The 18,436-nt window shown below is 63.6% G+C and carries 16 protein-coding genes; 11 read left to right on the top strand and 5 right to left on the bottom strand.

The window, feature by feature from the left end:
* Positions 1-508: 508 nt before the first annotated feature.
* From QM996_RS20605 to QM996_RS20570, 8 genes are all read left to right on the top strand, one after another.
* Positions 509-2,185 (top strand): putative bifunctional diguanylate cyclase/phosphodiesterase, encoded by a 1,677-nt coding sequence (locus tag QM996_RS20605; protein WP_334197923.1) that lies wholly within the window; start codon positions 509-511, stop codon positions 2,183-2,185.
* Positions 2,186-2,328: 143 nt separating this feature from the next.
* Positions 2,329-2,847, top strand: coding sequence for a ubiquinone biosynthesis methyltransferase UbiE (locus QM996_RS20600; protein ID WP_334197922.1), 519 nt, complete (start codon positions 2,329-2,331; stop codon positions 2,845-2,847).
* Positions 2,844-4,019: a methyltransferase domain-containing protein gene (locus tag QM996_RS20595; RefSeq protein WP_334197921.1), complete on the top strand. Its 1,176-nt coding sequence runs from the start codon at positions 2,844-2,846 to the stop codon at positions 4,017-4,019. The genes QM996_RS20600 and QM996_RS20595 overlap by 4 nt, the downstream gene beginning before the upstream one ends.
* Positions 4,016-6,376: a SpoIIE family protein phosphatase gene (locus QM996_RS20590; protein ID WP_334197920.1), complete on the top strand. Its 2,361-nt coding sequence runs from the start codon at positions 4,016-4,018 to the stop codon at positions 6,374-6,376. The genes QM996_RS20595 and QM996_RS20590 overlap by 4 nt, the downstream gene beginning before the upstream one ends.
* Before the next feature lie 4 nt (positions 6,377-6,380).
* A complete protein-coding gene (locus tag QM996_RS20585) occupies positions 6,381-6,941 on the top strand; it encodes a slr1658 superfamily regulator (RefSeq protein ID WP_334197919.1) in 561 nt (186 codons plus the stop codon).
* Between the two features lie 13 nt (positions 6,942-6,954).
* Entirely contained in the window at positions 6,955-7,296 is a 342-nt protein-coding gene (locus QM996_RS20580) for a slr1659 superfamily regulator (RefSeq protein WP_334197918.1), read from the top strand.
* A 374-nt stretch (positions 7,297-7,670) separates the two neighbouring features.
* Positions 7,671-8,348 carry a FadR/GntR family transcriptional regulator gene (locus tag QM996_RS20575; RefSeq protein WP_334197917.1) on the top strand — a complete coding sequence of 226 codons (678 nt, stop codon included), beginning with the start codon at positions 7,671-7,673 and terminating at the stop codon, positions 8,346-8,348.
* Positions 8,345-9,649, top strand: a complete 1,305-nt coding sequence (locus QM996_RS20570) for a CynX/NimT family MFS transporter (RefSeq protein WP_334197916.1) — start codon at positions 8,345-8,347, stop codon at positions 9,647-9,649. The genes QM996_RS20575 and QM996_RS20570 overlap by 4 nt, the downstream gene beginning before the upstream one ends.
* 84 nt (positions 9,650-9,733) lie before the next feature.
* Here QM996_RS20570 and QM996_RS20565 read toward each other — a convergent pair whose 3' ends face one another.
* Positions 9,734-10,951, bottom strand: coding sequence for an MFS transporter (locus QM996_RS20565; RefSeq protein WP_334197915.1), 1,218 nt, complete (start codon positions 10,949-10,951; stop codon positions 9,734-9,736).
* A gap of 321 nt (positions 10,952-11,272) precedes the next feature.
* Here QM996_RS20565 and QM996_RS20560 point away from each other — a divergent pair, with 321 nt between their 5' ends.
* Positions 11,273-12,493: a helix-turn-helix domain-containing protein gene (locus QM996_RS20560; protein ID WP_334197914.1), complete on the top strand. Its 1,221-nt coding sequence runs from the start codon at positions 11,273-11,275 to the stop codon at positions 12,491-12,493.
* A 10-nt stretch (positions 12,494-12,503) separates the two neighbouring features.
* A complete protein-coding gene (locus QM996_RS20555; RefSeq protein WP_173518858.1) occupies positions 12,504-13,145 on the top strand; it encodes a Vgb family protein in 642 nt (213 codons plus the stop codon).
* 13 nt (positions 13,146-13,158) lie between these two features.
* Here QM996_RS20555 and QM996_RS20550 read toward each other — a convergent pair whose 3' ends face one another.
* Positions 13,159-14,355 carry an MFS transporter gene (locus QM996_RS20550; protein WP_334197913.1) on the bottom strand — a complete coding sequence of 399 codons (1,197 nt, stop codon included), beginning with the start codon at positions 14,353-14,355 and terminating at the stop codon, positions 13,159-13,161.
* A 103-nt stretch (positions 14,356-14,458) separates the two neighbouring features.
* On the opposite strand from QM996_RS20550, the gene QM996_RS20545 reads away from it, so the two are divergent.
* Positions 14,459-15,352: a LysR family transcriptional regulator gene (locus tag QM996_RS20545; protein ID WP_334197912.1), complete on the top strand. Its 894-nt coding sequence runs from the start codon at positions 14,459-14,461 to the stop codon at positions 15,350-15,352.
* Between the two features lie 96 nt (positions 15,353-15,448).
* Here QM996_RS20545 and QM996_RS20540 read toward each other — a convergent pair whose 3' ends face one another.
* From QM996_RS20540 to QM996_RS20530, 3 genes are all read right to left on the bottom strand, one after another.
* On the bottom strand, positions 15,449-16,279 hold the full coding sequence (locus tag QM996_RS20540; RefSeq protein WP_334197911.1) for an alpha/beta fold hydrolase: 831 nt from the start codon (positions 16,277-16,279) through the stop codon (positions 15,449-15,451).
* 86 nt (positions 16,280-16,365) lie between these two features.
* Positions 16,366-17,967, bottom strand: a complete 1,602-nt coding sequence (locus tag QM996_RS20535; RefSeq protein WP_334197910.1) for an MFS transporter — start codon at positions 17,965-17,967, stop codon at positions 16,366-16,368.
* Complete coding sequence (locus tag QM996_RS20530; protein ID WP_334197909.1) at positions 17,964-18,422, bottom strand: DoxX family protein; 459 nt, start codon at positions 18,420-18,422, stop codon at positions 17,964-17,966. Before QM996_RS20530 ends, QM996_RS20535 begins: the two co-directional genes overlap by 4 nt.
* Between the last annotated feature and the right edge of the window lie 14 nt (positions 18,423-18,436).

Raw genomic sequence — 18,436 nt, 5'->3', positions numbered from 1 at the left:
GACCTTTGGCCGCCAAACTGTGCTTCGACCCCGTCGCGGGCGGCGAGAAGTCATCCAATCCACCAGTTTCTTCGTTTATGGTTAACCCGCGTCTGCAGGAGACCATTCCATCCGCTTGCCCGTCCAAATCAGCGGTTCGTCGATCCCAGGCAGGAAGCCCTTGCGCCGAAAAGCTCGGTTCACACGGCTGTCCTGCAATGGGATTGCTGCTTGAACGAGCCTTCGGCGCTCTCTCGAAGTGGCACCAAATTGCATGCAATGATGGTAAATGATAAAAGAAGGAGCTCACATACAACCGTGCAGGGCAATGGCGCCGTGCCAGGCCCACGACGTTCCGAAGCGAGGTTTCCACAGGCAAGATCCAGCGTGCGGCAAGGGCATTGACCCGGATACGTCGCGCGATAGCTTTGGAGAAGGACGACGCCGCGTGCCGTGCGTGCAGTGTCCGCGGGAGGCGCGACCGCTTGCTATCCCCGGACGAGTTCGGAACAGAAAGGGAAAGGCAAGTATGCCGGACACTGATGCAACTTTGTCTGCTTCAGCTTCAGTGCAAGATCCCGTAGCGGCCAACGCCGATGAAATCCTTTCGTTCTATGACGAGGCTTTCCATCTGACGAGCGCTTCGCCAGCGCTGCAGGAGACCTACGAAGTCGGTGCGCTGGTCGATGCGACCCTGTGGCACCTCTATCCGGAGCTGCTTGCGCCCGCCTCCAAGGCGACGGTCGAGTCGGTGATTGCAAACGGCGTGCCCAGAAGCGTCGAAGTCATCGATGCCACCACCAAGTCACGGCGCACGCTTCTGGTCTTCCGCGCCGTGCGCGGCATCGGCGTGCTCGAAACGAGCGGCCGCGCGACGCGCCGAGAGGTCGGCAGCCACGGCGAAAGCGAACGGGCGCTGCTGCTGCATCAGGCGACCCATGATGTGCTGACGGGCCTGCCCAATCGCCGGCAATTCAGCGACGATCTGCAAAGCATCCTGCCGACGCCGGGCGAAAAGCTGGCGCTGATGCAGATCGACCTCGACGACTTCAAGCCGGTCAACGATACGCTGGGCCACGGCGCCGGCGACGCCGTGCTCAAGATGGCGGCGGAGAGGATTCGCGGTGCGCTTCGCGATGGCGAGGTTGCCTATCGCCTGGCTGGCGACGAGTTTGCCGTCATCCAGCGCCACAGCGATCAGCCGACCGACGCCGAATATCTCGCCGAAGCCTTGATCCAGGCGTTCAATGAGCCGTTTACGATCGACGGCATCACAGTCTTTGTCGGGGCCAGCATCGGCATCGCCATCGCACCGAACGACGGCAACGAAATCGAGCAGCTGATGAAGGCCGCCGACATCGCGCTCTACGCGGCGAAGAAGGACGGCAGGGGCCGGGCCAAGACCTTCAGCCGCTCGATGCTGATCGTGCTGGAACAGCGAGAGATGCTGCGTCGCAGCCTGCGCACGGCGCTGCAGGACAATCAGTTTTCCATCGAGTACCAACCGCTCGTCGAACCGCCGTTTTCGATCGTCGGCTTTGAAGCCCTGGCGCGCTGGCACCATCCGCTGGTGGGCGTCATTCCTCCCAACGTCTTCATTCCGATGGCGGAAGCCGACGGGCTGATGAACGAAATCGGCCAATGGGTGCTGGAGGAGGCCTGCCGGCAGGCCGCCACCTGGCCGTCGCACTTCACTGTCGCCGTTAACCTCTCCCCGGCTGAATTTCTGCGGGAAGGGCTGACCGACCGGATCGCCCAGGCGCTCGACATGGCCGGCCTCAGGGCTGACCGGCTCGAGTTGGAGGTCACGGAAACGGTCCTGCTCGAGCGCACGACCAACAATCTGGACACGCTGAATACCCTGAACGTACTGGGCATCCAGATTTCGCTCGACGATTTCGGCACCTTCTACTCGTCCCTTAGCTACCTCAAGAACTTCCCCTTCGACACGATCAAGATCGACCGCTACTTCATCAAAGACCTCGAGAGCGACGAGAAGAGCCAAACGATCGTTCGATCGATCATCGGGCTTGCGCACGGCCTCGGCATGCGGGTCACCGCCGAGGGCGTGGAAACCGTCGGTCAGGCGGTCTGGCTGCGAAAAGAGGGATGCGACCGGCTGCAGGGCTACTTCCTGGGCATGCCCATGCCGGCAGACGCGATCGGCGCCTACCTTCGCCGCTCGTCGGCAATGGCGACGCTCTAGTCGCATCCATGCGTTGCGCGACGAGACGCGCGGCGCAAAACCTGGGTTGTTTACGTGCAAAATCCGGGGGTTGCGTGGTTACAAATCATTATAGAAAGTGCCTTATGGCCGTGAGAGTTTCGGGGTGGGGAGGACATTGCTGCATGGGTGCGAGTGTCAATAAGACCACGGAGACGGCTTTCGAGCCCTTGCTTCAGTTCGATATGGAGATGGAGATATTCCTCTCGGATTGGCAGCATTGCGACCATGTTTCGAGCTACCTCGCCCGCATGATCAGCCACAACAGAACCGATCCCGTGCGGCATTCGAACTTCTTCTCTTCCGCTCTGAACGAGCTTCTGGAGGTCTCGTTTCGCGGCGGCACCACGGACGGAAAGATCGGCCTGTCGATCTACCGACAAGGCGACACGGAGCGGGTTCAACTCAGCTTTCCATGCCCGCCAGGTCAGGCGCGTTTCTACCGGGAGGCCGTATCGAAGACCCGTGGAAGCGATGCCGAGGCCCGCTATCTCGACGCCATTTCCAACGATCTCGCCCCGAGCCGGGAATCGGTGCTTCTGGACCTCGCCGTCAACTATGACGCCCACCTCCGGCTTGACGAAGATGCCGCTCCCGCCATCACCCTGATCGTCGACCTGCCTCTTGAAGGAATGGTGAGTTGATCACCGCGGGCCTCACTCAGCGCTTCAAGGTCGCCTTCGATCCGAACAGCCAGATCTTCTCGCTCGCCGGGACGATCCGGCCGCGATCGATCGATGAGATCGCCGAGAGCATTCATGCGCTGCGGGAAGCGATCGACGCGGTTCGCGGCGTTCTCTATATCGACGTGAAACGCCTCATCCAGATGAACAACACGGCCTTCCAGGCCTTCATCCGGGTCGCGCTCGATGCCTGTCGCGAGCGGTCGGACCTGCGTCTGATCATCATCACCTCGAGCGTCGTCGGCTGGACAACAAGGATGTTCGGGCACCTGAGCACGATCGAGCCGCAGATCTCCGTCGAGGTCTACGATTCGATGTTCTACCCCGGCCAGAGCTTCGTCGAGGATACGAGCTTCATTCCCATCCTCCGCGCGCAGACGAAAATGACCTGGCGCCACGAGCGCGCCATCCTGCCGCGCCACGGAATGCGGCCCGGCATCGCCATGGCCGACATCTGCTGCGGCATCGGCGATTTCGCCGTGCTCGCGCAGAAGGAGTTTCAGCCGGCCCGGATCGTGGCCCTCGATCATTCCCGCGCGAGCCTTGCCTATGCGCGCAACGTGGCCGCCGATTTCGGCGTCACCGGCATCGAATACACGTTCGGTGACGCTTCGGAGATGCTGCTCGAGGACAACCAGTTCGATTTCGTGACCTGCCGGCATTCGCTGCAGATCTTCAATCAGCCGGAGCTGCTTCTCAAGGAGCTCTATCGGATCGTGAAGCCGGGCGGCCGTGTTTACATCACCAACGAGAAGAACTCGCATTGCCTCGGCGAGCCACGGGCGCAAAGCATCCAATGGACCTACAATGAGCTCGCGAGGCTTTTGAGCCATTTCGAGATGGATGTGGAGCTCGGGCCGAAGAGCCGGCGCTATCTCGCCGACGCGGGTTTCGACGACATCCTCGTCGAATCCTTCATGGTCACCAATCTCGACGGCGACCCGCAGGATTTCGCCGACATCATCGCCGGTTGGGAGAAGATGTTTACGGCAATGGCGACGAGACACGGCGAAACACCCGAATTCATGGAGCGTTTTCGCCAGGGCTTCCGCGACCACATCTTCGCGGCGCTGCATCCGAAGGGCTATGCAGGCTGGCCGATCTGGGCTGCGTCCGGGCGCAAACCGCTATGAGCGAAAGCAATGTCCAACGTCCCCGGTTCGGTTTGAGATCCTTTCGCGCCAAGTTCGTGCTGGTCGTCGGCAGCGCCGTGCTCTTCGACCTCCTGGTAACAGGCGGCCTGGCACTTTGGAACGTTCAAAGATTGTCGCGCGACGCGACGACGGAGGTCGGGCAGGGCCTGGAAAAGGCAAACGAAGATTACATGGTCACCTACGCGGAATCGACGGCCGCGCGGGTAGACCTTCTGCTCGGTCAGGTTCACGCCGACGTCGCCACCCTCGCGGGCGTGCTCCAGGCGCAGATCGACCGCCCCGTGCGCAGGTCCGACGTCGGAGAGGCACTGGCGCGGCACGCGCCGGAATCCGTTACCGTGGCTTACGACACCAAAGGTGGGTGGGCGCAGAACCTTCCGGGACCGCTCTCGAGCGTCAGCGTTTGGAGCTATCTCCTTGGCCCCGACCACCGGCCGCTACCCGAGGTGCAGACCGATATCGAGAACAGCGCCGTTCTCGATCTGGTTGCTCCCGCCCTGCTTGCGCACGGCCGCTCCAAACTGCAGATGTACTACGTCGGACCAAAGGAGCGGCCGATCTTGCGGATGGCGCCCTATGCCGATCAGGCGCAGACGTTCGACCGTCTCTACCCCGGTCACAACGAGGCCAACTTCTGGAACTTCTTCTTCCCCGGCCTCTACGAGTCCTGGGAGGGATGGGCGAAGGATCCAAGTCTCAGGCCCGTTGCAGCCGATACCACGCAAACCGCACCTTATACGGATGCCGCCTCGGGGAAACTGATCGTCAGTTTCTTCCAGCCGCTCTGGACGCGCGACCGCAAGGGTGTCGCCGGAGCGGCCGGAACCGATATCACGCTCGATCAGCTGGCCGAGGTTGTCGAAAGCGTCAAAGTCGGCGACAGCGGGTTCGGTTTCCTCGCCATGTCCGACGGCAATGTGCTTGCCATCAACGGCGTAGGAGAAAAGGTCATCGGCCTGCAACGGTCGAGCGAGACCGGCAGCCAGGGTGTCACGGGCCTTAATCGTTCGCTGCACCAAAGTGTGCAGCCGGCGATCGCGCAACTGCCGCTCAGCGCCGACGGGGCGATACAGCGCGTGCTGCTCGACGAGGCCGGCGAGAAGGTGCCCTATCTCATCCTCTTGAAGCAGCTCGAGCCGGCAAATTTCTGGGTATCCGGCCCCGTTCGCCGCGAGACCATGTCGCTCGGCATCGTCGTGCCCGAACGCGAGATCTACGCCTCGTTGTTCGCGGCGCAAGCCGGAATCTCCGAAGCGACGAACCGAATCCTCGTCTATCAAATTCTCGCTCTGCTCGCCTCGTTGCTGTTCGTCACGCTTGCGGTGTTCGGCGTATCCAAGCGGGTCACCCGCGGCATCAGCGCCCTTGCTGGCGCGGCAACGAAGATCGAGGCCAAGGACTATTCGGTCCGGGTTCCGATTTCCACGCGCGACGAAGTCGGCGAAGCCGCCATCGCCTTCAACCGTATGGCGGAGGAGATCAGCTACCACACCGAGAACCTCGAAAACCTGGTGACCGAGCGCACCAAGCAGCTCGAGGACGCCAACCATCAGATTTCGACGCTGAATACGCAATTGCGCAGCGAGAACCTGCGCCTCGGCGCCGAACTCGCGGTCGCCCGGCAGATCCAGATGATGGTACTGCCGAAGGCCGGCGAACTCGCCGAAATTTCCAATATCGAGATTGCAGCCTATATGCGGCCTGCCGACGAGGTGGGCGGCGACTACTATGACGTGCTTCGCGACGGCGGGCGGCTGAAGATCGGCATTGGCGACGTAACCGGCCACGGCCTCGAAAGCGGCGTGCTGATGCTGATGGTGCAATCGGTGGCGCGTGCCTTGCAAGAGGCCGGCGACATGGATCCCCGGCTGTTCCTCAATCGCCTCAACCGCGCGATCTACAAGAACATCATGCGGACCAATACCGACAAGCATCTTTCGCTGGCTTTCCTCGATTATGACGGAACCCATCTGACGCTGTCGGGGCAGCACGAGGAACTGATCGTGGTGCGCAAGGGAGCCGAAGTCGAACGGATCGACACGCTCGACCTCGGCCTGCCCATCGGCCTCGAATCCGACATCTCGCCCTTCGTCGCGACCCGCGAGATTTCCTTCGGGCATGGCGACATGGTCGTGCTGCACACGGATGGGGTGACCGAGGCGGTGAACGCCAAGGGCGAAATGTTCGGCATCGAACGGCTGTGCGCGAGTGCAGGCAAATTTTACGGACAGAGCGCCGAAGAGGTCAAATCGGGTATCATCGAGGACCTGATGGCGCATATCGGCAAGCAGAAGATATATGACGACATCACGCTCGTCGTCATGAGACACAGGTGATCAGATGACCACGCTCTACGGACTGGCGGACCTGACGATCGGCGCCCACCAGAGAATGACGCGGCTGCGCCTTTATGATGGACCGCTCGACCTGAGCTGGAAGCATTGCGCCATGGCTTCGGATTTCGTGGCCGAGCTCGCGGCGCTACGCTACCGAGCTTCGCGCAATGTCTACCGCGAAGTCCGGCACAACATCGGCTATCTGACCAACGAACTGGTCGAGAATGCGGTGAAGTTCCGTGCTTCGGGCGCCGTTGTCGTGGAAGCAGCTCTCGAAGCGAACAGCTTCCGCACGAAAGTCTCCAACGTCATCGACAACGAGGCGGCTGTCCGCTTCCAGTATCTGCTTTCGGAGATCGCCGAAGGCGACCCTGGAGACCTGCTGATCGAGCGTATCGAGGCTAATGCAACGGGGCTCGGCAAGAGCGGCTCGGGGCTTGGTCTTTTGACGCTGATGAGCGATTATGGTGTTCGTTTCGCTTGGGTTTTTGGCGCCCAGGGAGACGGTGGCGAAACCTCGCTGGAGACCTATGCGTCCATCGCGGTCCCAGACCTCTCGAACTGATGAGCCGGTGAACATGGAAAACAGGGACGAAGAAGAGTATCGCGTTTGGTCCGAAGGCAACGATATCCATTTCGAAGGCACCATGCGGCTGCCCGGGACGGAAGCCTATGCCCCGATCTTCTCGACCGTCATGGGCGTGCTCGAAGCCGAGCCTGAGCACATCACGATCGATCTCACCGAATTGCAGTTCCTGAATTCGTCCGGGATCAACCTGCTCGCCAAGCTGACGATCGAGGCGCGCAACCGGCCAAACGTACAGTTGACGGTGCGCGGAACCGCAGAGATTCCGTGGCAATCGAAATCCTTGCCGAACCTCAAGAAACTGCATCCCGGCCTCGACCTCAGGCTCAACTGAGGCCGGCCGCACGGCGGCCCGCGCAAAGCGCTTGTGTCAGGCCAGCGCTCCCCACTGCATGTCTCCTTAAATCGACCTGGATTTAAGGACGAAGACATGCAGCAAATCCAAGTTCTACAGCGACCTTTGCGCGTCTGATAGACGCGCGGCGCTGTAGCCGGCGCGCTGGCTGATGCCATTCCGTACAAAGCGGATTTCAGCGGATGAAACTTGGAGCGCCCCGCTTCCCCTTGGAATCTCTGGACGCAGAAAGCTGCACCAGAAAACGAGGTCGCTATCGTGCGGCTCGGCCCCTGGGCTGCGCTCTACGTCGATTGACTGGCGGAGCAATCCGACTTATTGATAAAATCATCTGATGACTTGATGAGCAGATGATGCAGCCGATCAATCGTACCAATCTCGCCGAGAGTGCGGCCGAAAGCCTGCGAGCGGAAATCCTCAGCGGTCGCTGGGCGGTCGGGGAGCGTATTCCCAACGAAACGGCACTCACCGAGCTGCTCGCCGTCAGCCGCGGCACGGTGCGTGAAGCCGTTCGGGTCCTGATTTCGAAGGGCCTGCTCGACGCGCGCCAGGGCTCCGGCACCTATGTCCGTTCGACCGTCGACGCCTCCGGCGCCCTCGACCGGGTCAAGCGCACGGGCCTGCGCGACCAATGGGAAGCGCGCGCGGCGCTCGACGTCGAGGCCGCCCGGCTGGCGGCGCTGCGTCACACGCCTGAAGACCTCGAGCGCCTGTTCAAGCTGCTTCGGGCGCGCGGCACGGTGGCCGACGGCGGACGTGAAGCGTTCAGCCAACGCGACATCGCCTTCCACCGATCGATCGTCGAGGCATCGGGCAATCGCGCCATCATCGAACTCTACGATTTCTTCACCTCCGCCATCCTCGAGACGATCCACTCGACGCTTAATGGCGACCTGCCAGAACCGGACGACCGGGCGCATGCAGCGATCGTCGAAGCCATCGCGACCGGCAATCCGGACGAGGCCGCAGCCTCCGTCCGGGCGTTCATGGCTCCCGTCCTCGCTGAACTTGATCGGCTTCTTACCCAATGAATCAGACTTTTCTTAATCCCCGCAAGGCTGGCGCCGCCGAGCGCTTGGACGTCGAAGACCAGCTCATCGATGCCGAAGCCGACAGCCTGCCGGCGCCGCAACCTCCGGTCTTGAACCGTGGCGCCCGGATTCTTCTTGGCGTGAGCCTCGTCCTGATCGCCTTCAACCTGCGGCCGCTGTTTTCCAGCCTCTCGGTGCTTCTGCCCGAGGTCATGCAGGCGACCGGCCTCTCCACCGCCGGCGCCAGCGTGCTCACCACCCTGCCGGTGCTCTGCCTCGGCGTCTTCGCGCCGCTTGCGCCGAAGCTCGCGCAACGTTTCGGTGCCGAGCGCACATTGCTTGGCGTGCTGCTGCTGCTGACGCTCGGCACGGGCTTGCGCGGTATCCAGTCGGTGCCGCTGCTGTTCCTCGCAACCTTTGCCGCCGGTGCGGCGATCGCGATCGGCAACGTCCTGCTTCCCGGTCTCGTCAAGCGTGACTTTGCCGACCGGGCCGCGATGATGACGGGTCTCTACACCATGGCGCTGTGCGCCGGCGCGGCCAGTGCCGCCGGTCTCACCTTGTCGATCGAGCATCATATCGTCAGCTCCTGGTCCGGCGCGCTCGCCGCCTGGGCGGTTCCAGCCCTGATCGTGCTGATGATCTGGGCGCCGCAGGCGCTGCGCGGCAAGGCGCAGGCCCGCCACAGCGGCTTCCGCGTCGTCGGCCTCTGGCGCGACCGGCTCGCCTGGCAGGTGACCCTTTTCATGGGACTGCAATCGGCCCTCGCCTATTGCGTCTTCGGCTGGATGGCGCCGATCCTTCGCGAGCGCGGCCTCGATGCCGCTACCGCCGGCGCGGTCGTCTCGGCCTCGATCATGATGCAGGTCGTCACCTGCCTGCTCGTCCCTTCCTTCGCCGTCAGGCGTCGGGACCAGCGTGCCGTCTGCGTGGCGCTCGTGGGCGCGGCCGTCATTGCACTCATCGGCATCCTCTTCGCGCCGCTATCGACGGTGCTCGTCTGGGCCGTGCTGCAGGGCATCGGACAGGGCGGCCTGATCGCTGCGGCGATGACCCTCATCGTGCTCCGCTCGCCCGATCCGCATGTCGCCGCCCATCTCTCCGGCATGGCCCAAGGCGTCGGCTACGTGCTTGCCGCCATCGGCCCGCTGCTCGTCGGTTTCATCCGCGGCTGGACCGGCAGCTTCGCCGCCAGCTCCGTTCTCTTCATCGCCCTTGGCACCGGCGTGGCGATCATGGGGATGGGCGCAGGCCGGGCGCTCCATGTCGGCGCCCGGACGGTCCGGATCGACGATCGTTAAAGCAGACGCTGATCTCTCGGGCAGACATCGATCGGATCGGGCTCCATTTCTCAGGTGGAGCCCTTTCGATCTCCGCACGGTGCATCACGCCGCCGCAGCAACCGCCTGCTGATAGCGCGGTGCAGGCCTGAACGTCAGCGCGATCAGGAACGCCCCGAGGCCGATACCCCAGGAGCCGACATAGAGCCAGGTGTAGCTTGCCAGCGCATCGTAGATCATGCCGCCGGCAATCGGTCCCGTCGCCATGCCCAAGCTGCCGGCCATGGCCGTTCCACCAATGACGGTCCCCATCATCCGCAAGGGGAAATTCTCGCGGGCAAGCACGGCATAAAGCGGCATGACGCCGGCATAGATGAAGCCGAACAGGGCCGCGACGGCATAAAATGAGCCAAGCCCCGCCGCAAAGACATAGGCCAGCGCCCCGAAGGCCTGGGCGAGCAACCCGAGAACCAGGACGCGCTTTGCCCCGAAGCGGTCGCCGAGCAGGCCGAACACCACACGCCCGCCCATGCCGGCCAGCCCCTCGACACTGTAGATTGACACGGCCGCCATTACGGGAATGCCGCATGTGATAGCATAGCTCACCGTATGGAAGATCGGGCCCGAATGGGTGGCGCAGCAGAAGAAGTTCGTCAGCAGCAAGATGATGAAGAGCGGCGATTTCAGCACCTGGCTCGTCGTCATCGACGAATGTGCCTCGTCCTCCGGGGATACCGCGGCAGCGCCCGCTGCGAGTGCCGGCGCCTGGCGAACGAGAAGCGACACCGGGATCATCACGATGGCCACGACGACCGCGATGATCTGCAGTGCGGTTCTCCAGTCGTAGCCTGAAACCAGCCAGGCCGCGAATGGCGACATCGTCATCGGCGCCATACCCATGCCGGCCGAAACGAGGGAGACCGCGAGGCTCCGGTGCGTGTCGAACCAGCCGGTGACACAGGCCATCATCGGCGCGAAAATCGCCGCCGCTGCCGTGCCGACGACGATCCCGAAGACGATCTGGAAGACGATGAGGGACGTCGCCCAGCTTGCGGCCATCAGGCTGACGGCCAGCAATACCGAGCCGATGAACACGATCGGCCGCGCACCCCAGCGATCGGAGAGGCTGCCCCAGGCAATGCTGGCGAAGGCCATCGCCAGGAAGCCGATGGTCATGGCACTGGAGACCCCGGTGACAGACCAGCCGGTATCACGCGAGATCGGCAGCAGGAAAACCGGAAGCGAAAACATGGCGCCGATCGCCAAGCAGCCAAGCAGGCCACCGGCGGCCACGATAACCCAACGATAATGCGAATTGATCATTGCAAATCTCCCTGACGGCGCCCCACTGTCGGCAGCGCCGATAACGTGCAAACTGATCGCGCAGCAGGTTGGAAGTGCAGAGCACCTCCTCTTGCTCGTTGCTTTAAGACGCGAACGCCAACCGAAATCCGACACCGCATTTTGCAGAATTTTATAATTATTGCAGGTTCGCTGGAGGTCTTTCCAGCCACGCCTGCAACCGGTCTGGGTTCAGGCCACTTGATTGTGCCGTGAAGGTCCTCTCTGTTGTCCCGTGCCGTTCGGGCAATAGATAGAGGCCGGAGCACAAGTTGGGGGAGTGACAAGTGTGACGGGATTTCCATGGATTCGCTGATTACCGCGGCAGGCCGGGCTCTAGCGGCCGGCGACCTTCTCGGTGCGTTGAAGCGGGTCGCCTTGCGCGACGACCCTCCGGCCCTGGCGCTTCGCGGTATCGCGATGGCTCAGCTCGGAGAGCTCGGCCGCGCCAAGGCCCTTTTGAAAGCCGCAGCGCGCGGCTTCGGCCCGAAGGAGGCCGTGGCCCGTGCGCGATGCGTCGTCGCCGAGGCGGAAATCGCCATCGTCTCGCGCGATCTCTCCTGGCCGATGAAGGCGCTCGACGCCGCCCGTGCGAAGCTCGAAGTCCATGGCGACCACCTCAATGCCGCACACGCTCGCAATCTTGGCGCCCGGCGCCTATTGCTTCTCGGCCGTCTCGACGAGGCCGAACACATGCTTGCCGGCATTGATCCGGGCCGGCTGACACCACCAGCAAGAGCCACACACGAGCTCGTGGTTGCCGGCATCGCCGTTCGCCGGTTGCAGACGGCCGCTGCGGCCAGCGCCTTCGCCCGGGCAACCGAAGCGGCGCGAGCAAGCGGCGTGCCGGCTCTGGGCGCGGAAATCGAAGGCGCGGCTTTTGTCCTGAAGACACCTGCGGCCCGGCTTCTGTCCAGAGGGGACGAGCGTCTGCTGCGGCTCGCCGATGTCGAAGCTCTGCTCAATTCCGGCGTGCTGGTGGTCGACGCGTGCCGAAACATTATCGGGCGCGAAGCCTCCGCCGTTTCACTTGCGACGCGGCCGGTGCTCTTCGCGCTGGCGCGCGCACTTGGAGAGGCGTGGCCGGCCGATGTCTCGCGGCGCGCCTTGCTCGCCCGTGCGTTCGGCGCGAAACATGTCGACGAATCCCACCGGGCAAGGTTGAGGGTCGAGATCGGCCGGCTGCGCGAAGAACTCCGCGCCTTTGCGGACATCATCGCGACCCAGGACGGCTTTCGGCTGGTTCCGCACGGCGAGCACACGGTGGTCGTGCTCGCGCCGCCAGTCGATGAACGCCATGCCGCAGTGCTGGCGCTGCTTGGCGACGGCGAGGCGTGGGCAAGTTCCGCTCTCGCCATCGCGCTCGACGCCAGCCCGCGCACCGTGCAACGGGCGCTCGACGAGCTTTCCTCGGAGGGAAAGGTGCTGCCGGTCGGTCGCGGGCGGGCGCGACGCTGGGTGATCCCGCCGGTGCCGACATTCCCGACAGTCTTGTTACTCCCCGGCCCACTGCCAAGCGATTAGGATTGAAACCATGAAACGATCCGAAGCCGAAATCCTCCGAGAATATGGCCCCTTCCCTGGGGCTGACCACGTCCATGGCGTCACATTCGACGGCCGGAACATCTGGTTTGCCTCCGGCGACAAGATCAATGCGCTCGATCCAGAAAGCGGCAGCACCGTTCGCTCGATCGACGTCGCGGCGCATGCCGGTACGGCCTTCGACGGCAAGCACCTGTTCCAGATCGCCGAGGACCGCATCCAGAAGATCGATCCCGATAGCGGTCGCGTGCTGGCGACGATTCCGGCACCGGGTGGCGGCGGCGATTCCGGCCTTGCCTGGGCCGAAGGGACGCTTTGGGTCGGGCAGCATCGCGGCCGAAGGATCCATCAGATCGATCCCGAGACCGGCGCAATCCTGCGCACGATCGAGTCCAAGCGCGTCGTGACCGGCGTCACCTGGATCGATGGGGACCTCTGGCACGGCACCTGGGAAGGCGACGACAGCGACTTGAGGCGCATCGACCCTGAAACGGGGTCGGTGCTCGAGCGGATCGTGATGCCATCGGGCACCGGTGTCTCGGGGCTGGAGTCCGACGGCGGCGATCGCTTCTTCTGCGGCGGCGGTGGAAGCGGAACGATCCGGGCCGTTCGCCGGCCGAAGCGGTCCCGCTGATCCTCCAGCAGTCTCAACGGTCCGACAGCGCCTGGGCCGGGCTGCGCCTTGCGCGAAGCTTCGCTGTCAGCGCCAACACCGCAAGCACGGCACCGAGCAGACTGACGCCCGGCCAGGCGCCATAGCTCCAGGCGGCGAAGGACAGGGCGGAACCGGCCGCTCCTCCGAGGAACATGCTGGTCATGAAGACCGTGTTGATACGGCTGCGCGCCGCGGGCTCCAGCGCATAGATGATGTGCTGGTTGGCGATCAAGGCGACCTGGATACCGACATCGAGCACGATGACGCCGCCCACCAGTCCGGCAAGCGAGGTCCACGTTCCGAGCAGAACCCAGGCGGCGAGCGTCAAGACGGCGCCGAACCAGACCACGGACCGCGCACCTCTTCGATCTGCCATTCTGCCGGCGAGTGGTGCCGCACAGACGCCGACCGCACCGACAATACCGAACAGACCGGCAGAATCCGCGCCCAGATTGAAACGCGGCGTCGCAAGATAAAGGGCAAGCACGGTCCAGAACGCCGTGAAGGATGCGAAAAGCGCCGCCTGCACCATCGAGGCGAGGCGCAGCTCGGGTTCGCGCCGCCAAAGCGTGGCAAGCGAACCGAGCGCCTCGCGATAGGGCAAGCGCGAGGCCGGGTGCAGATCCGGCAGGGCCCGGATCATCAGCAACGAACCTGCGAGAGCAAGCGGGACGCTTGCCCAGAACATCTCGCGCCAGCCGGCATGGGCGCCGACAAAGCCGGAAACCGTGCGGCTGAGCAGGATACCGGTCAGGACCCCGGCCATGACTGTCCCGATCGCCGCCCCGCGTTTGTCAGGCGTGGCAAGCATTGCAGCGAGCGGGACGATCTGCTGCGCGACGGTGGCGCTTGCTCCGAGCAGCACGGACGCGGCGATCAGCCATGACGGCGACGGAGCCAAAGCCGCGGCTGATGCTGCTATCGCAACTGCCAGGAACTGGCCGACGATCAGTCGCCGCCGCCGGACGATGTCGCCAAGCGGCAACAGAAGCAGGAGGCCGAGCGCGTAACCGAGTTGCGTCGCTGTCGGAAGGAGGCCGACGGCCGCCTCACCGGGAAACTCGGCCTCGATGAGGCCCAGCAGCGGCTGATTGTAATAGATGTTTGCGACCGCGACGCCGCTGGCGACGGCCATGGCGTAGAGGCGGATTCGGCCAAGACCGGAATGCTCCGTTTCGTGGGTAACCATTTCACTTGCCCTTCTCGCTGGAGAGATGGGCTTGATCTATCTCTTTATCGATATGCGCTGTAGTGTCGCATTTGATTGCACCAGTATATCGGAGATCGATATAATGAATCTCGATGAGGTCCGCGTCTTCGCCGCGGCGGCGCGCGGCGGCAGCCTTGCCGAAGCCGCGCGGCGGCTTGGTATCACGCCGATGATCGCAACCAGGCGGCTTGCCTCTTTGGAGCAAGTGCTCGGTGTTCGGCTGATGCATCGCACGACCCGGTCACTGTCGCTGACGCCGGAGGGTGAGACCTTTCTGCCCTATGCCCAGAGCCTGCTCGAAACCGAACAGCAGGCGCGAACGCTCCTGAGTGGTGACGGGGATGGGGCGAGCGGTCTCCTGCGTGTCTCGGCGCCCGTTGCCTTCTCGATCAAGCTGATTGCTCCGCTGATACCTTCGCTGCTTGATGATCATCCGGAACTCAAGATCTCACTCGACATGAGCGACACCATGCCCGATCTGGTGGCATCGGGCATCGATCTGGCGATCCGCATCGCACGACTGAAGGACAGCAGCCTGATTGCCCGCAAACTCGGCGAAAACCCGCGTTCTCTCGTTGCGGCTCCATCCTATCTCGGAAAGCACGGCCCCCCGCGGATCGCCAGCGATCTCATTCACCATCAATGCCTGCCCTTGCACGGCGTCAGCCATTGGACCTTTCTGAGCGCCGGGGCCGAGACACATGTCCGCTTGCAGAGCCGCTTCTCGTCGACGAGCATCGAGGGGTGCCACGCGGCCTGTCTCGCCGGTGCCGGCATCACGCTGCTGTCGGACTGGAACATTGCCGATGATCTCGACGCAGGCCGGCTGATGCGCATTCGCCTCGAAGACGCAGAGCCCGAGACATTGGCGATCTGGGCCGTCTACCCGACGACAAAGCTCGTCGCGCCCAAGGTACGGGTCTTCATCGACCGGCTGATGCGCGCGCTTGGTGAAGCCGCGAAGGCACGCGCTTAAACAACAAAGACCCGCACCGCGATCAAGGCGGTGCGGGCACAAACATTTGTCCGGTACGGTCCGCTGTCCCGAGACGCTGCGGATCATGCCAGCCTTTTAGGCCTCGATGAAGGCAAGCAGGTCCGGATTGATGACATCGGCATGGGTCGTCAGCATGCCGTGTGCATAGCCCTCGTAGACCTTGAGCGTGCCGTTTTTCAGGAGCTTGACCGCAAGCCGCGCACTGTCGTCAATCGGAACGATCTGGTCATCGTCGCCATGCATGACCAGCGTCGGCACGTCGATCGCCTTGAGGTCTTCGGTGAAGTCGGTTTCGGAGAAGGCCTTGATGCCCTCGTAATGCGCCTTGGCGCTGCCCATCATGCCCTGGCGCCACCAGTTCCGGATCACACCCTCGGACGGCTCGGCACCCGGCCGGTTGAAGCCGTAGAAGGGACCGGTCGGAACATCGAGGAAGAACTGGGCGCGGTTGGCGGCCAGTGCCGCCCGGAAGCCGTCGAACACCTCGATCGGCAGGCCGCCGGGATTGTTTTCCGTCTTGACCATGATCGGCGGGACCGCACCGACGATGATCAGCTTGGCGACACGGCCGCCACCATGGCGCGCCACATAGGCAACCGCTTCACCACCGCCGGTGGAGTGGCCGATATGGATGGCATCGCTCAGACCAAGCTTGGTCGTCAGCGCTGCAACGTCCTTGGCGTAGTGGGCAATATCGTGACCTTCGCTCACCTGTGTCGAGCGACCATGGCCGCGGCGGTCGTGGGCAATGACGCGATAGCCCTTGTTGACGAAATAGAGCATCTGCGCGTCCCAATCGTCCGCCGACAGCGGCCAGCCATGGTGAAAGACGATTGGCTGGCCCGAGCCCCAATCCTTGTAGAAGATATCGACACCGTCTTCAGTCCTGACGAAGCTCTCGGTCATGCGAATGGTTCCTTTGCTTGGGTTCGACTGCATCTTTTTCAGGCACGTTCCGTGGCGCTGGCATCGCACCATGGAACGCCACCGCTTCAACCGAGATGCGGCCGGTTGATCGCGAGAAGGTGGTGAACGACCGGTGCCGCCGGTCCCCTGTGAAAGCGACGAACGTCTTCCTGGACATCGGCATCGGCCTTGGATACGCGCTTGTGCTGGCGCAGATGCTCAGCCCAGGATTCGACCATGAACCACTCCACCATACGGCCGGTGTCGGCCGCGTCCTCGGTCACGCCCCAGCCATAGGCGCCGTCGCGGCGGCGCTCATGCGACAGACGGGCAAGCGCCTTCAGGAATTCGGAACGGTCCGCCTTGTCGACCGTGTACTCGATCAGGACGAGGACTGGGCCGCGGTCGTGTTCGACCGGCTCGCTGGTCAGGGGCTCCGGCCAATGATTGGAGGGAACGAGATCCGCCTCTCCCTTCGGCAGTTTCATGGCGTGAAAGACGGCCCCGACGCAGAGAAGACCGACGGCCGCCGCCCCCAGGGTGAAGGGCACCCCGATCGCCTCGGCGATCGCACCCCAGGCAAGGCTGCCACCGGTCATGGCACCGTTGAAAACGGTAAGATAGACGGCGAGGGTACGCCCTCGCACCCAGTTCGGAAGGATGGCTTGCGCGGTGCTGTTCAAGGTCGTCAGCGCCGTAATCCAGGCGGCGCCGCAAGCGAGCAGCGCGACAACCGCCACCCATTGCGCCGGCGCGAAGGAGAGCACGCCCATCACCGCGGCCGTCAATACGGCCGAAAGCAGCAGCAGCCCGTCCGCATCCATCCGGGCGCGCAGGCGCGGCATCACCAGCGCGCCGCCGATCGCACCGGCGCCGACGGCACCGAGCAGGATACCGTAGAAGCTGGCACCACCGCCAAGAAGCTGACGGGCGACCAGCGGCAGGAGCGCCCAGATCGCGCTCGAAAAGGCGAAGAACACGGCGGCGCGCAGCAAGACCACGTGCAACTCGCGGCTGGCGCGGGCATAACGCAACCCCGCCCGGAAGGCGCCGAAGAAGCGTTCTGCAAGAGCGTCGTCCTCCGCCACCCCGCGCCGCCACCACAGGAGCGCCGCGATCACGAAGGCATAGCTGATGACATCGACGCCATAGGTGACGCCGGCGCCGAACCAGGCGAGCAACAGACCGCCGAGCGCCGGACCGATCGCGCGGGCGATGTTGATGCCGAGCGAGTTCAGCGCCACGGCGCCCTTGACGTCCTGCCTTGAGACGAGCTCGGGCACGATCGCCTGCCAGGTCGGGGCGACCAGTGCCGCGCCGATACCGCCCACAAAGGTCAGCGCGATCAGCGAACTCACGGACTGCAACCCAGTCGCGGAGAGAAACAGTAGGCAAAGGCTTGCCGATGCGAGCAGGAACTGCACCACGATCAGGAACTTGCGTCGATCGAGGATATCCGAGAGGACCCCCGCGGGAATGGCAAGCAGGAAGATCGGCAGCGTCGCCGCCGCCTGGACCATGGAAACGGCGGCCGGCGTCGCAGAAAGGTCTGTGACCAGCCAGGAGCTGGCGACATCACGGATGAAGCTGCCGGTATTGCCGATGATCGTCGCGACCCAGAGAACCGCGAAAACCTTCTGCCGGAGCGGTGCAAATGTGCCCGCGCCCTGTTTCGCTGCCGCCGTCATCGCCCTGCCCTCCCTGCGGACGCCCGTTGGCTGAGATCGTAGCAGGCGACGAGCAGGAAGGCACCGGCGAGACCGATATGCTCGAAGAAGCCGTTCGTCGCCATTGCCCGTTCCATGCCCGGCGGCAGTTCCCAGAAGCGAAACGCAAGGAAGGTGGCGGCCAGCGTGAACGCGGCAAGCGCACTGGCTGCCGCCCAGCGATAGAACCCTATGAGAATAAGGGCCGACATCAGAAGCTCGAAGACGATCACGCCGACGGCAAAGAGCGGTGCCGGATGCAGACCGAAATGGTCCATCTCGGCAAGCGCACCCGGGAAGTCGAAGATCTTCGTGAGCGGCCCCTGGATGTAAGCCGAGCAGAGCGCCAGCAGCCCGATGAACACGACGCGGCTGCCGGCAAGGCCCGGCCGAAGGCGAGCGACGAGATGGCTTTCAAGGGAGGAAAGGCTCAGCATTTTGGTTCCTTGTC

The organism is Sinorhizobium chiapasense (genome assembly GCF_045277575.1).
Classification (GTDB): Bacteria; Pseudomonadota; Alphaproteobacteria; order Rhizobiales; family Rhizobiaceae; genus Ensifer; species Ensifer chiapasense_A.
This window is presented reverse-complemented; position numbering and strand designations above follow the sequence as displayed.

What these genes read in the sequence shown, in the direction of transcription:
- QM996_RS20605 (WP_334197923.1), top strand. Translation starts at nt 509, where the DNA reads ATGCCGGACACTGATGCAACTTTGTCTGCTTCAGCTTCAGTGCAAGAT.
- QM996_RS20600 (WP_334197922.1), top strand. Translation starts at nt 2,329, where the DNA reads ATGGGTGCGAGTGTCAATAAGACCACGGAGACGGCTTTCGAGCCCTTG.
- QM996_RS20590 (WP_334197920.1), top strand. Translation starts at nt 4,016, where the DNA reads ATGAGCGAAAGCAATGTCCAACGTCCCCGGTTCGGTTTGAGATCCTTT.
- QM996_RS20585 (WP_334197919.1), top strand. Translation starts at nt 6,381, where the DNA reads ATGACCACGCTCTACGGACTGGCGGACCTGACGATCGGCGCCCACCAG.
- QM996_RS20580 (WP_334197918.1), top strand. Translation starts at nt 6,955, where the DNA reads ATGGAAAACAGGGACGAAGAAGAGTATCGCGTTTGGTCCGAAGGCAAC.
- QM996_RS20575 (WP_334197917.1), top strand. Translation starts at nt 7,671, where the DNA reads ATGCAGCCGATCAATCGTACCAATCTCGCCGAGAGTGCGGCCGAAAGC.
- QM996_RS20570 (WP_334197916.1), top strand. Translation starts at nt 8,345, where the DNA reads ATGAATCAGACTTTTCTTAATCCCCGCAAGGCTGGCGCCGCCGAGCGC.
- QM996_RS20565 (WP_334197915.1), bottom strand. Translation starts at nt 10,951, where the DNA reads ATGATCAATTCGCATTATCGTTGGGTTATCGTGGCCGCCGGTGGCCTG.
- QM996_RS20560 (WP_334197914.1), top strand. Translation starts at nt 11,273, where the DNA reads ATGGATTCGCTGATTACCGCGGCAGGCCGGGCTCTAGCGGCCGGCGAC.
- QM996_RS20555 (WP_173518858.1), top strand. Translation starts at nt 12,504, where the DNA reads ATGAAACGATCCGAAGCCGAAATCCTCCGAGAATATGGCCCCTTCCCT.
- QM996_RS20550 (WP_334197913.1), bottom strand. Translation starts at nt 14,355, where the DNA reads ATGGTTACCCACGAAACGGAGCATTCCGGTCTTGGCCGAATCCGCCTC.
- QM996_RS20545 (WP_334197912.1), top strand. Translation starts at nt 14,459, where the DNA reads ATGAATCTCGATGAGGTCCGCGTCTTCGCCGCGGCGGCGCGCGGCGGC.
- QM996_RS20540 (WP_334197911.1), bottom strand. Translation starts at nt 16,279, where the DNA reads ATGACCGAGAGCTTCGTCAGGACTGAAGACGGTGTCGATATCTTCTAC.
- QM996_RS20535 (WP_334197910.1), bottom strand. Translation starts at nt 17,967, where the DNA reads ATGACGGCGGCAGCGAAACAGGGCGCGGGCACATTTGCACCGCTCCGG.
- QM996_RS20530 (WP_334197909.1), bottom strand. Translation starts at nt 18,422, where the DNA reads ATGCTGAGCCTTTCCTCCCTTGAAAGCCATCTCGTCGCTCGCCTTCGG.